This is a genomic window from Streptomyces sp. Tek67B01, from assembly GCF_055231995.1.
Map to the genome: position 1 here is coordinate 5,255,663 of NZ_JBUYUY010000001.1, position 12,502 is coordinate 5,268,164.

Annotated in this window: 15 protein-coding genes; 7 read left to right on the plus strand and 8 right to left on the minus strand. The window is 73.7% G+C overall.

Annotated elements, in window-relative coordinates:
- Positions 1-161: 161 nt before the first annotated feature.
- From ACV7NM_RS23595 to ACV7NM_RS23610, 4 genes are read right to left on the minus strand one after another with little or no spacing between them, the layout of a single operon-like run.
- On the minus strand, positions 162-665 hold the full coding sequence (locus tag ACV7NM_RS23595) for a hypothetical protein (RefSeq protein ID WP_463412139.1): 504 nt from the start codon (positions 663-665) through the stop codon (positions 162-164).
- A gap of 11 nt (positions 666-676) precedes the next feature.
- The gene (locus ACV7NM_RS23600) at positions 677-1,174 is read right to left on the minus strand and encodes a hypothetical protein (RefSeq protein ID WP_463412140.1); all 498 of its coding nucleotides are present in this window, start codon (positions 1,172-1,174) and stop codon (positions 677-679) included.
- 36 nt (positions 1,175-1,210) lie between these two features.
- Positions 1,211-2,551 (minus strand): hypothetical protein, encoded by a 1,341-nt coding sequence (locus ACV7NM_RS23605; protein WP_463412141.1) that lies wholly within the window; start codon positions 2,549-2,551, stop codon positions 1,211-1,213.
- 9 nt (positions 2,552-2,560) lie between these two features.
- Positions 2,561-3,031, minus strand: coding sequence for a hypothetical protein (locus tag ACV7NM_RS23610; protein ID WP_463412142.1), 471 nt, complete (start codon positions 3,029-3,031; stop codon positions 2,561-2,563).
- 416 nt (positions 3,032-3,447) lie between these two features.
- Between ACV7NM_RS23610 and ACV7NM_RS23615 the strand changes: the two genes are divergently transcribed.
- Entirely contained in the window at positions 3,448-4,728 is a 1,281-nt protein-coding gene (locus ACV7NM_RS23615) for a DUF1906 domain-containing protein (RefSeq protein ID WP_463412143.1), read from the plus strand.
- A 6-nt stretch (positions 4,729-4,734) separates the two neighbouring features.
- Here ACV7NM_RS23615 and ACV7NM_RS23620 read toward each other — a convergent pair whose 3' ends face one another.
- Positions 4,735-5,235, minus strand: coding sequence for a pyridoxamine 5'-phosphate oxidase family protein (locus ACV7NM_RS23620; protein ID WP_463412144.1), 501 nt, complete (start codon positions 5,233-5,235; stop codon positions 4,735-4,737).
- Positions 5,236-5,290: 55 nt separating this feature from the next.
- The gene (locus ACV7NM_RS23625; protein ID WP_463412145.1) at positions 5,291-5,884 is read right to left on the minus strand and encodes a PadR family transcriptional regulator; all 594 of its coding nucleotides are present in this window, start codon (positions 5,882-5,884) and stop codon (positions 5,291-5,293) included.
- Between the two features lie 124 nt (positions 5,885-6,008).
- Here ACV7NM_RS23625 and ACV7NM_RS23630 point away from each other — a divergent pair, with 124 nt between their 5' ends.
- The 4 genes from ACV7NM_RS23630 to ACV7NM_RS23645 all read left to right on the plus strand — a co-directional run bounded on the left by ACV7NM_RS23630 (position 6,009) and on the right by ACV7NM_RS23645 (position 8,869).
- On the plus strand, positions 6,009-6,737 hold the full coding sequence (locus ACV7NM_RS23630) for a glucose 1-dehydrogenase (protein WP_463412146.1): 729 nt from the start codon (positions 6,009-6,011) through the stop codon (positions 6,735-6,737).
- Positions 6,734-7,612 (plus strand): alpha/beta hydrolase, encoded by an 879-nt coding sequence (locus ACV7NM_RS23635; protein WP_463412147.1) that lies wholly within the window; start codon positions 6,734-6,736, stop codon positions 7,610-7,612. The genes ACV7NM_RS23630 and ACV7NM_RS23635 overlap by 4 nt, the downstream gene beginning before the upstream one ends.
- A gap of 70 nt (positions 7,613-7,682) precedes the next feature.
- A complete protein-coding gene (locus ACV7NM_RS23640; protein ID WP_463412148.1) occupies positions 7,683-8,027 on the plus strand; it encodes a hypothetical protein in 345 nt (114 codons plus the stop codon).
- A 104-nt stretch (positions 8,028-8,131) separates the two neighbouring features.
- The gene (locus ACV7NM_RS23645) at positions 8,132-8,869 is read left to right on the plus strand and encodes a class I SAM-dependent methyltransferase (protein WP_463412149.1); all 738 of its coding nucleotides are present in this window, start codon (positions 8,132-8,134) and stop codon (positions 8,867-8,869) included.
- Here the strand turns inward: ACV7NM_RS23645 and ACV7NM_RS23650 are convergent.
- On the minus strand, positions 8,850-9,854 hold the full coding sequence (locus ACV7NM_RS23650) for an acyl-CoA dehydrogenase family protein (protein ID WP_463412150.1): 1,005 nt from the start codon (positions 9,852-9,854) through the stop codon (positions 8,850-8,852). The genes ACV7NM_RS23645 and ACV7NM_RS23650 overlap by 20 nt on opposite strands.
- On the minus strand, positions 9,854-10,999 hold the full coding sequence (locus ACV7NM_RS23655) for an acyl-CoA dehydrogenase family protein (protein WP_463412151.1): 1,146 nt from the start codon (positions 10,997-10,999) through the stop codon (positions 9,854-9,856). The genes ACV7NM_RS23650 and ACV7NM_RS23655 overlap by 1 nt, the downstream gene beginning before the upstream one ends.
- 55 nt (positions 11,000-11,054) lie before the next feature.
- Here ACV7NM_RS23655 and ACV7NM_RS23660 point away from each other — a divergent pair, with 55 nt between their 5' ends.
- Positions 11,055-11,858, plus strand: coding sequence for an SDR family oxidoreductase (locus tag ACV7NM_RS23660; protein ID WP_463412152.1), 804 nt, complete (start codon positions 11,055-11,057; stop codon positions 11,856-11,858).
- 29 nt (positions 11,859-11,887) lie between these two features.
- Entirely contained in the window at positions 11,888-12,502 is a 615-nt protein-coding gene (locus tag ACV7NM_RS23665; RefSeq protein WP_463412153.1) for a TetR/AcrR family transcriptional regulator, read from the plus strand.

Below are 12,502 nucleotides of genomic sequence, written 5' to 3' on the forward strand. Positions count from 1 at the left end.
GCGCCGGCCTCCGGCCGTCGGTGGCGGGACCCCTTCCTCGCGGGGGAGGACCCCTCATACGGTCCGTACAACGGTGTGCGGCACTCGACACAGCGCCCGCCATGTCCCCGACCAGGGTTGGCGGGCGCTGTGGCGTGTCGTGGGGGCGGCCGGGCGTCGGATCAGAGGCGGAACAGCGCTCCGCGCCAGGTCCAGCCCGCGCCGAGGACCGCCTTCTGTAGCGGCACCCTCATCTCCCCGGTGTCGAAGGCGAACTCCTCGACCATGCGGCGGCGGCCGTCGGGGCCCCGTTCGATCGTCCACTGCTTGGACACCGTGGTCACCTGCCCGCGGCTGTACTCGGCCGACTTGGCCAGCTTGGGCGTGTCCCCGACCCAGGTGATCTCCAGCTGCTCGTCGAGCGCCCGCACCTCGTGCTCGCCGGGGACCAGGCGCATCCTCGTCTTGAGGGTCCGGTCCGGCCGGGTCGTCAGGAAGAAGGTGCGCCAGGCCGGCTCCAAGACCCGCCACTCCGCCACCAGGTCGGCCTTCTCCGCCGGCCGGCCCTCGCGTACGACGTAGGGCCTGTCCGGTCCGTTGACCGCGAGCAGCGCCTCACGGACCTCCCGGGCGGAGAGCGGCACCGCACCGCGGTCCGGGCGGCGGGTACCGGTGAACCTGTCCATGAGGCCCATGGTCAGGCCCCCGTCCCGGTGTCCGGGCGTACCGTGCGCAGGAACTGCTGGAAGTCCGGCAGGACCTCGTCGTGTTGTGCGGCGGTGGCCGTCAGGATCGAGCGGACCAGCGCCCGCCGGGACGGGTCCGTGGCGTCCGTGAGGGCCATGTAGACCTGGGACTGGACGAGGTCGCGGCGCACGCCGGCGACGACGGCGGTCAGGGCCAGCCGTTGGGTCAGGCCCGGCGAGGCCGAGGAGCCGATCTCGTGGCGGGCGGCCACCGCCACGGACTCGGCGGCCCCGCGCACCCGCACCACCGACGCGTCGGCCAACTCCTCCAGTGTGGTCCCGTCCGGCAGGAGATCGCCGTCGATGGTGATGTTGGCCGTGAACCCGTCATCCGGCCGCGGGCACAGGGCGATGAAGGCCACCTCCGACGCGCCGACCTCGTCCGGCGGCGCGGCCCGCCAGCCCTCCGGCAGGTCGAATTCGATCGGCACGGGCAGTGTCGTGGGCATCTACGGCCTTCTTTCCGTGGAGACGGGAAACGTACATCAGTCGAACCAGCCGCCGATGGTGTCCTTGACCGACCCGGCGGTGTCACCGATCGCGTCCGCGGCGTCATCGAAGGCATCGCCGACCTTGCCGGGGTCGACCGTGAACTCCCCGCCCACGGAACCGCCCAGGCCCAGGGCCAGACCCACCTTGCCGCCGATGTGCCACTTGCCGTCGTCGCCCTTGCCGAAGGTCGCCTTGGCCTCCGCGCCCGCGCCGTACCACCCCTCGGCCGTCGCGCCGGCGCCGAGCCCGGCGACCTCGCCGCCTCCGGTGACGCCGGCCTTCGCGCCGGCGAACGCCTTCGCGCCGGCGTTGAAGCCGTCCTTGCCCGCCCCGGCGCTGACCGCTGCCTCGCCGCCGGCGAAGACCTCGGTCCGCTCGTAGGCGCCCGCGTACCCGTACTCGGCCTTGCCGCCGACCAGTTCGCGGATACCCGCCGACACCTCGGCCTTGCCGCTCAGGCCGCTGTTGGTGAACCCGTAGTTCGCGGTGGCCCGGGCGCCCCCGTAGACGTCGTAGACGTCGGAGAACTTCACCCCGCCCTTGGTCGCCTCCCCGGCCTGGCTCAGGTGGAAGAGGTCGGCGTACGCCTTGACCGAGCCCTCCTTGCCGTTCTTGACGCCGCTCACCTTGAAGCCCACGTCCGGGCCGGTGATCTTGAGGCCGTCGTCGTGCGTCTTGACGCCGGACTCGTCCGTCTTCGCGGCCGCCCGCGCTTCCTTCACGGCCTCGTCCAGATCACCCTCGGCGCCCGCGTTGAACCCGGCGAGCGACATGTCGGCGCCCTTGCCCAGGGCGTCCTTGTTGCTGTCCACCACGGCGGCCTCGATGGCCAGCTTGACGTTCTGGTCGAGTTCGGTGACGGCCTTCACCCGGTCGTCGAGGTGCTGCTGCCACTTGGTGACGGCCGTGCGTATGGAGGCCTCGCCGTCGGGGTCGTGGTGGTAGGCGCTGCGCTCGGAGGGCGTGAGCTTGGCCCAGTCGAAGGCGACGTGGCCCTGTTCGGAGACGGTCATGCCGGCGGCTATCGCGTCGGCGCGCGCGCTGTCGAGCTTGGTCTTGAGGTCGGTGAACTTCTCGTGCGCGTCCCGCAGCAGGCCGCCGATCGCCTTGGCCTGGATCTGCGCCGCCGAGTATTCGTAGCGGGTCCCCGCGAAACCCGACTTGGCGGAACCGGCGCTGACACCGGCCCACTGGTCACCCATGGTGATCTTCTGGACGGTCTCGCCGTAGCGGGTCTCGACCTTGTTCAGCTCGCCCGCCATCGCCTCCCACTTGCCCGCGGCCGTCGTCAGCAGGCCGAAGTTCGTGTTCATGACCTCGTAGTAGCTCGGCATCCGAACCCCTTACAGGTTGTTCAGCTTCGAGCGCGAAGCGGTGAACTGGTTGTGCAAGCCGATGTCGTTGCCCTGGAAGAGGCCCGAGGCGCCCCGCAAGGCGCCCTTTTCCGCGTCCAGTCGGGCCATCAGGTTCTTCACCTGCTGGTCCCAGGTGTCCGCCACCTTCTTGAGGCCGGCGGCGGTGTCCCAGCCGTCGAAGCCCTTCTGGGCCGCGTTGTGGGCTTCGTCCGCGTGCTCGGCGGCCGTCTTCGTGTTCGGCTGCAGCTCGTTTTCGATCGTGCCCGCCGCCGCCTGCTTCTGCGCGGGCGTCGAGGCGAAGTCGCCGGGACCCTTGCCCGGGGCGAACGGCCCGTACACGGGTGGGGACGACGGGCCCGGACCCGAGGGTTCCGGCGGCACGTGATTCAGCCGCATGTCCACGTGCTGGTCCGTGGCGCCCGCGCCCGGACCCGCCTCCTGCTGGAAATCGCCCGTCATGTTTGAGCCTCCCCGTTGGCAACGGCCCGATCATATGCACGGCTCCTGTGAGCGGGCCAAGCACCCCTGGGCGCATCGCAATCGGGCCCGCGCGCCTTCAACTCCGGCCCGCACGGCGGCGACTCTGGCTCGTCCGGGCGGGAACCCGGTATCCCTCGCAGGGGGAGGAAGCGGCGTCGGGCCGTTCGGCGACGAGGCCGAAACGCGTCGCTCGTGCGGGTGACCGCCACCCCGGGCCACCGGGGGCGGCCGTGCCGCCGCGTCGGCCGGCCCGCCGGTACGGGGGGAGAAGGCGGGGCGTCGTCCCGAGCGGCCGGTGCGGTGTGTGCGGCACCGTCGGGGTATAGGCCGGACGGCCCACCGGCCCCGCGGGACAACGCGGTTCGGCCACGCCGTGTCTGGTAACTCTGGGGCCCATGCCGTCCCGAATGATGTTGGCTTCCCTGCTGGGCGCCGTCCTGCTCGCGCCCGCCCCGCCCGCCTCCGCCGACGGGCGGACGGTCGACTACCACGGGCTGCGCCTCACCGTCCCCGCGGACTGGCGCGTCGTCGACCTCGACCGGAACCCCGACGCCTGCCTACGGCTCGACCTGCCCACCCTGTACCTGGGGCACGCCGGAGGCCAGGGCGAGTGCAGCGGCCGCGCGGTGCGCGACCGCGCGGACACCCTGCACCTGGAACCCCTCGACGGCGCCCCCGAGCGCGCCGACATCCCGACCGTCCGCGCCGACGGGGCCGACGTGCCGGCGGCGCCGCCCGGCGACAGCCGCGAGGTCCGCTACGCCCTCGGCGCCTCCGGGGTGATGGCCACCGTGTCGTACGGGACCAGCCCCGACGCGGTACGCGAACTCCTGGCCCGGGCCCGTACGACCACCCCCGCCGCCGCGGGCTCCCCGCCGGCCGGCCCCCTGACCCCCGCCCTCGCCCGACGGCCCATCACCGGCCAACCGGCCTTCAACGGCACCGGCTTCGACGCCTGCACCGCCCCCACCCAGAGCGCCATGGACACCTGGCGGGCCGACTCCCCCTTCCGCGCGGTCGGCATCTACATCGGCGGGCGCGCCCGGGCCTGCGCCCAACCGAGGCTGACCTCCGGCTGGGTGCGCCGCCAGGCCGCGGCGGGCTGGCACCTGATGCCGATCTGGGTCGGCCCGCAGCCCTGGAGCAGCTCAAGCACCGGCCTGTCCACCGACCCCTCCGAAGCCACCGACGAGGGAGTCGAAGCCGCCGAGGGCGCGGTCGAGGCGGCCCGCTCGTTGGGCCTGGGCGCGGGGACGGTGCTCTACAACGACCTGGAGCACTACACGGACCGCGACACCTGGGACGCCCCGGTCGTCGCCTACCTCACCGCCTGGACGGCGCGGCTGCACGCTCTCGGCTACCGCTCGGCGGCCTACGTACACGCCGCGTCGGGCGTCCCGGCACTGAGCGCCCACTACCACCAGGCCCCGCACGACATGCCGGACGTGCTGTGGGTGGCCCGCTGGAACCTTTCCGCCACGGTGACGGACGCCGACATGGGTCTGCCCGCCGGAGGTGCCCAGTGGCCCGGTCGTCGCCGCGCCCACCAGTTCCGCGGCGGGCACGACGCCACGTACGGCGACGTCACGATCAACATCGACCGCAGCCGGCTCGACATCGACCCGGCCGCCTTCCCCGCGCAACGCCGGGGCCGGGACCTGATCCCGTTCACCTGAGGGGCGTCAGCCCTCGCGCGGCGGCTCGTCGTCGTTGCCGCGGCGCAGCGTGCGCACGGGGTGGTCGGGGATCCAGGTGCGGATCACCAGGTCGTCGCCCTCGACCGTGACGTGGACGACCTCCGTCAGGTCGGCGTGGAAGAGGTGGAAGGGGTGCGGGGTCTCCGTCTCCTCCGCGTACCGGTGCAGCTCGGGCGGGTCCAGCAGTTCCAGCGCGCGCCCGGAGATCCGTACGTCCCCGCCGGGCATGGACTCGTCCTCGCCGGGGTTGGAGTGCAGGGCGAAACGAGGGTCGTGCCGCAGGTCCTTGGCCTTCATCGATCCAGGCATCATGCCGAGCCACAGCTCCCCGCCGCGGATGTCGACATTGAGCCCGCTCAGGCGCGGGGAGCCGTCCCGGCGCAGGGTGGCCAGGACGTGGTGGGGGCGCTGGGCGAAGCGGGCCCGGACGGTCCGTGCGAAGTCCGGTGCCACCTTCTCGAACGCGGCCCAATTGTTCGTCGTCATGCGTCCATCAAAGCGCGGCCCCCCTGCGACCGTCGCTCAGGCGCACCGCCGCGCTTCAGCCACCGCCCTCGGGGTCGCGCTGCGCGGCGAGCGCCTCGATGTCGTCCAGCATCGCGGCGGCGAGGTCGCGCTCGCAGGCGTAGTACCGCTCGGCCCACTTGAGGGTGAGCGTGGGGTACGCCCAGGCCTCCTCGCCCCCGACGGCGGCCGCGTCCGCCTCCGCGCGCAGGCGCATCTCCTCCGCGAACTCCCGGTGGCGGCCGAGGACTTCGCGCATCTGCTCGGGCTCCAGCAGGTGCCCCAGCCACAGCCGCAGCATCGGCCCGTGCTTGAGGACGGGCGGATCGACCGGAGCCAGCTGCGCCCACTCCCGTACGGCCGCCATTCCGGTTTCGGTGATCCGGTACACCCGCTTGTCGCGGGCCCCCTCCTCTTGGCCGACCCGGCGCGAGGAGGCGTAACCGGCCTCCTCCAGACGCTTGAGTTCGCTGTAGACCTGGCTGAAGGAAGGGCTCCAGTAGAAGAAGCGCAACGAGCGGTCCGCCCACTTCTTCACGTCGTAACCGGAGAGCTCCTGGCCGAAGGAGAGCAGTCCGAGCACCGCCCAACCGGTGGCGGGCAGCGCGCGCTTGTTCGTCTCGTCTGACACGCAGCGCAGTCTATGGCCGGTCGTGTCACGGCCCTTCCCCAGCAGGGATATGACTGCTAGAAGTATGCCGATTAGGAATACACGCACCCGTCACACGGACGCCATGCGTCCGACAGGAGGCTCCGTGATCACGCTGGACGGGAAAGTCGTCGTCATCACCGGCGCCGCACGCGGCCAAGGGGCGGCGGAGGCCCGGATGTGCGCGGCGGCCGGCGCGCGGGTCGTCGTCACCGACGTCCGGGAGGACGAGGGCCGGGCGGTCGCGGCGGAGCTCGGGGACCAGGGGCGCTACGTGCGGCACGACGTGGGCGACCCGGACGGCTGGGCGGTGGTGGTGCGCGAGGCGGTCGCGGCCTTCGGGACGGTCTCGGCGCTGGTCAACAACGCGGCGCTGTGGCGCACCGCGCACGTCGAGCGCCAGAGCCCCGCCGGGTTCGAGGAGCTGCTGCGGGTCAACCTGCTCGGCCCGTTCCTGGGCATACAGGCGGTGGCCCCGCTGCTGCGCGCGGCGGGAGGCGGTTCGATCGTCAACGTCTCCTCCACGGCGGGACTGGTCGGCATACCCGGCCACGCGGCCTACGGCTCCACCAAGTTCGGCCTGCGCGGCCTCACCCGCTCCGCGGCGCTGGACCTGGCCGGCGACGGGATACGGGTCAACTCGGTGCACCCGGGAGCCGTCGACACCCCGATGGTCGCGGAGGCGGTCGCGGGGCGGGACTGGTCGCACGTGCCGCTGGGTCGGATGGGGCGGCCGGAGGAGGTCGCCGAGCTCGTGCGCTTCCTCTGCTCGGACGCCTCGTCGTACGTGACGGGCGCCGAGTTCGCGGTGGACGGCGGGATGACGGCCCGATGACCGAAGACGACCTCCTCTCCCCGGACGCGCGGGCGCTGTGCGACGCCCTGGCGGCGGGCTTCCCGGGCCCGGGCGACGTGGCGGCGCTGCGGGCGGCGGCCGTCGGCGGCCGCCGCGAGGGCCCGGCGGTCGCCCGTGTCCACGACGCGGACGCCGCGGGCGTCCCGGTACGGGTCTACGACCCCGCGCCGGGTTCGACCGGGCGGCCACTGGTCGTCTATTTCCACGGCGGCGGCTGGATGATGTGCGGCCTGGACACCCACGACCCCGTTTGCCGGGCGCTGGCGGCCGGCTCGGGCGCGGTGGTCGTCTCCGCCGACTATCGGCTCGCCCCCGAACACCCCTGGCCCGCGGCGCCGGACGACGCGCTGACGGTGCTGCTGTGGGCCCGCTCGCAGGCGGCGCCCATGGGCTGCGACCCGGGCAGGGTGACGGTGGCGGGTGACTCCAGCGGCGGCAACCTGGCGGCGGTGACCGCCCTGCGGGCGCCCGGGCTCGTCGCCGGTCAACTGCTGGTCTACCCGGCGCTGGACGCCACGATGCGGTCCCCGTCCGTCGACCGCTTCGCGCGGGGCTACTTCCACACCGCCGCGCACATGGCCTGGTACTGGGACCAGTACGGCGGTGACCCGTCCCACCCGCACGTCTCGCCGCTGTCGGCCCCCGACGTCCGCGGCCTGCCCCGCACGCTGATGGTCCTCGCGGACTGCGACGTCCTGCGCGACGAGGGCTTGGCGTACGCGCGCCGGCTGGCGGCGGCCGGCGTCGACTGCTCGGTCCGGCTGTACCCCGGCGTCTTCCACGGCTTCCTGGGCCTGCCTTCGCCGGTGTCGGCCTCGGCCTTGGCGGAGACCGCCGCCTGGCTCGCGCCGTGACCACGGCCGGCCGGTGGGGGTGCGCCAATGCGGTGGCGCCCGCGTTCCCGCCCGCCCATGGTCGGGCCGCATGTCCACTACAACGACCCTGTGGCGACCCACCGGGCCGGCCGAGCCGGAGCTGGTCCGCGCGGCCGACCGGCGGGCGTGGCCCCCGCGCCTGCCCGAGCAGCCGATCTTCTACCCGGTCCTGAACGAGGACTACGCGGTCCGCATCGCCCGCGACTGGAACGTCCGGCGCGACGGGGCGGGCTTCGTGACGCGCTTCGAGGTGGACTCGGCGTTCCTGGAGCGGTATCCGGTGCGGCGCGTGGGCGGCGAGACGATCCTTGAGCTGTGGGTCCCGGCGGAGGAACTGGACGAGTTGAACGCGCACATCGTCGGACGCATCGAGGTGGTACGGGAGTTCCGCTGACGGGGCGCCGGTCCGGCCCCGGTCGCCGGGCCGGCGGGCGCACCCGTTCGAAGCGGGACCTGAACTCCCGTGCGCCGGCGGGCGATGGTCGAAACAATGGCGGCATGACGACGACCCCCCGCACCCCGGCCCGCTCCTTCGATGCCGCCGCCTCCCTCTACGCCGCGCACCGGCCCGACTACCCCGACGCGTTGTTCGACGCCCTGGAGGAGTTGGGCGGGCGCCCGCTGGAGGGGGCGCGGGTGGCCGACGTCGGGGCGGGGACCGGGATCGCCTCCGGGCTCTTGAGCGCGCGCGGCGCCGATGTCGTCGCCGTCGAGCCCGGCGACGGGATGGCCGCCGAGTTCCGCCGCGCGCACCCCCGTATCCCGCTCGTCCGGGGCGACGGCAACCGGCTGCCACTGGTCAGCGCCGCCTTCGACCTCGTCACGTACGCCCAGGCCTGGCACTGGACCGACCCCGCGCTCTCGGTCCCCGAGGCACGCCGCGTGCTGCGTCCCGGCGGGGCGTTCGCGCTGTGGTGGAACGACATGGACCTCACCGTCCCCTGGATCGCCCGGCAGGACGAACGGATCGCGGCCTTCCTCGACGCCGCCCCGGGTGTCGCCCCGCGCGGTCTGCCGCCCGAGCCGACCTTCACCACCCGCGAGATCCGCTGGTCGCGCCGGATCCCCTTGGACTCCCACCTCGCCAACCACGCCAGCCACTCCGCGTTCCTGATGCTGGGCGAGGCCCGCGTCCGGGAGTTCATGGACGCCGAACGGTCCCGCCTCGAGGCCCTGTTCCCCGACGGCGTCGTCGAGGAGCCCTACGTCGTCGAGCTCAGCGTGGCCGTACTCTGAGCGGCCGCCGCGCGTCCAGCACCGCCGCGCGGCACTGCGACGGCGTGCCCCACGCGTCCCGCAGGGGGCGCGCCTTGCGCAGCCACAGCGAGAGGTCCAGCTCCTCCGTGTAGCCGATCGCGCCGTGAACCCGGAGCGCGGTCATCGCCGCCGCGTACGCCGCCTCGCCCGCCGTGAGCTTCGCCGCCGCGACCTCGCCCCGGCCCAGCGACAGCGCCCCCGCCCACAGCAGCGGCCGGGCGAACTCCAGGGCCAGCAGCGTGTCGGCCAGCCGGTGCTTCACCGCCTGGAAGCCACCGATCGGCGTCCCGAACTGCGTGCGCTGCTTCGCGTACTCCACCGTGCGGGCCAGCAGTGCCTCGCCCACGCCCAGGCACTGGGCCGCGGTCAGCAGGCGCGCCCAGCGCAGCGCGACGCTGGCGGCCTCCACCACCCGGGGCCCGGCGGCCAGCGGCTCGTCCCCCGCGACGCCGGGTCGGGACAGGCGGCGCGTCGGGTCGGTGGACGGCAAGGCTTCCCCCGGCGCCCGCCCCAACCACAGCCCACCCGCGTCCGACACCCTGAAGCGGTACGCCGCCGCGTCCGCGTCCAGGGCGTACGGGCCCCCGCCGGGCAGCGTCAGCGTGGCGAGCACCTCACCCGCGAGCAGGCCCGGCAGGAACCGTTTGGCCAACGCCCCGTCACCCAGCCGGGACAGCAACACCGCCACCGCCGCCGTCTCCACCGCCGGCCCCGGCATCCCCGACCGGCCCCACTCGACGAAGCCGAACGCCGTCTCCACCGGCAGCGGCCCCAGCCCGTCGTGGTCCTCGTCGGCGGCGAGCGCGAACAGTCCCGTGGCGGCGGCCCGCGCCCACACCTCCCGCCCGGGCCCCTGCTCGCCCGCGGCCCAGGCCCGCGCGACGGCCGGTACGTCCGCCGCGCCGAACAGGGCGCGCAGTGAGCGGGCGAAGTCGTTCTGCTCGTCCGTCGGCAGGAAGCGCATCAGCGGCGGCCCTTCGGGAGGCCGAGCAGCCGCTCGGCGACGATGTCGCGCTGGATCTCGTTCGTGCCCGCGTAGATCGGGCCGGCCAGCGAGAAGACCCAGGGCTCGGCCCACGCGCCGTCCGCCAGCTCCGCGTCCGCACCCAGCAGGTCCAACGCCGTCTCGTGCAAGGCGATGTCGTACTCGGACCAGAACACCTTGTTCAGACTGGATTCGGCGCCGATGCCCTCGCCCGCAGCGAACCGGGCGGCGGCCGCCCAGGTGAACAGCTCGTACGCGCGCGCCCCGACCACCGCGTCCGCCACCCGGTCCCGCATCGCGGTGTCGCCCGGGTCGCCGGCCGCCTCCCACAGCGACACCAGCCGGTCGGCCGCCGCCAGGAAGCGGCCGGGGGAGCGCAGGGTGAGCCCGCGTTCGTTGCCGGTCGTGGACATCGCGATCGCCCAGCCCTGTCCCGGCTCGCCGATCACGTCCTCGTCCGGTACGAACACCCGGTCGAGGAAGAGCTCCGCGAAGGCCGGCTTGCCGTCGAGCCGGCCGATGGGCCGCACCGACACCCCCGGCGCCCGCAGGTCGAACATCAGGTAGGTCAGGCCGTGGTGCGGCTTGGTCGGCCGCGGGTCGGAGCGGAAGATCCCGAACGCCCGGTCCGCGAACGCCGCCCGCGAGGACCACGTCTTGTGCCCGGACAGCAGCCAGCCGCCCTCCGCGCGCTCCGCCCGCGCGGTGAGCGAGGCCAGGTCCGAGCCCGCCCCCGGCTCCGACCAGGCCTGCGCCCAGACCACCTCGCCGCTCGCCGTCGGCGGCAGCACCCGGGCCCGCTGCTCCGCCGTGCCGTGGGCGAGGAGGGTGGGCGCGAGCAGGCTGACGCCGTTCTGCGAGACGCGCCCCGGGGCGCCCGCGGCCCAGTACTCCTCCTCGAAGACCAGCCAGTGCTCCAGGTCCACCCCCCGGCCGCCGTACTCCTCGGGCCAGGACACCACCGCCCAGCGGCCCGCGTGCAGCAGCGCCTCCCACGCGCGGTGCGCGGCGAACCCCTCCCGCGTCTCCAGGGAGGGCAGCGGCGAGGCGGGCACGTGGGCGGCGAGCCAGTCCCGGGCCTCGGCCCGGAAGGCCCGCACCTCGGCCGCGTGCGTCAACTCCATCGGGTGCCCGCCTCCTCGCTTCCCTAACAAGTGTTAGGTAGGTTAACGTACGCCCATGAGCAGCGTCGAGGAGTTCGCCCACCCGCCCCGGCACGCCCCCGGGCACGGACTGCTGCAAGACCGCACCGCCGTCATCACCGCCGCCGCGGGCTCCGGCATCGGCGGCGCCACCGCCCGCCGCTTCCTGGAGGAAGGCGCCCGCATCGTGATCGGCGACGCGCACGCCCGCCGGCTCAAGGAGACCGAGACCGCGCTCGCCGGCGAGTTCGGCGCGCACCGGGTGACCTCCCTGCCCTGCGACGTCACCGACGAGGACCAGGTGCGCGCCCTGTTCGCGCACGCCGAGCAGGCGCACGGCCGCCTCGACGTCGTCGTCAACAACGCGGGCCTGGGTGGCACCGCCGACCTCGTCGACATGACCGACGAGCAGTGGGGCCGGGTCCTCGACGTCACCTTGAACGGCACGTTCCGCTGCACCCGCGCCGCCCTGCGCTCCCTCAAGGCGGCCGGCGCCGGGGGAGTCGTCGTCAACAACGCCTCCGTCCTCGGCTGGCGCGCCCAGCGCGGCCAGGCCCACTACGCCGCCGCCAAGGCCGGCGTCATGGCGCTGACCCGCTGCGCGGCACCGGAGGCCGCGGCGTTCGGCGTACGGGTCAACGCGGTCGCCCCGAGCCTGGCCATGCACCCGCACCTGGCGAAGGTCACCAGCGAGGAACTGCTCGCCGAACTCACCGCCCGCGAGGCGTTCGGCCGCTACGCCGAGCCCTGGGAGATCGCCAACGTGATCGTGTTCCTGGCCAGCGACTACTCCTCCTACATGACGGGCGAGACCGTCTCGGTCAGCAGCCAGCACGCCTAGGGCGGCCACCGACGACCGACAATGGGCGCGTGCCAACGAACAAGAAGAAAACCCAGGTGACCGCATCGCCCGAGCGGCGCCGTGAACTCCTCGACACCGCCGCGGAGGTCTTCGCCGCACAGGGCTACAACGCCACCACCGTCCGCAAGATCGCCGACGCCGCGGGCATGCTCGCCGGCAGCCTCTACTACCACTTCGATTCCAAGGAATCGATGCTCGACGAGATCCTCTCGGCCTTCCTCACCGAACTGTGGGAGGGGTACGACACCGTCCTCGCCGCCGGACTCGGCCCCCGCGAGACCATCGAGGCCCTCGTCACCGAATCCTTCCGCGAGATCGACCGGCACCGCGCCGCCGTAGCGATCTACCAGAAGGAGTCCCGCCACCTCTCGGCGCAGCCCCGCTTCCACTACCTGTCCGACTCCCAGCGCAAGTTCGAGGAGGCCTGGCTGGGGACGCTGGAGCGCGGGGTGGCCGCCAAGGTCTTCCGGGCCGACCTGGACATCCGCCTGACGTACCGCTTCGTGCGCGACACGGTGTGGGTGGCGGCCTCCTGGTACCGACCCGGCGGACAGCACAGCCCCGAGGAGATCGCCCGCCAGTACCTGTCGATGGTGCTGGACGGGATCGCCCTGCGAACCTGA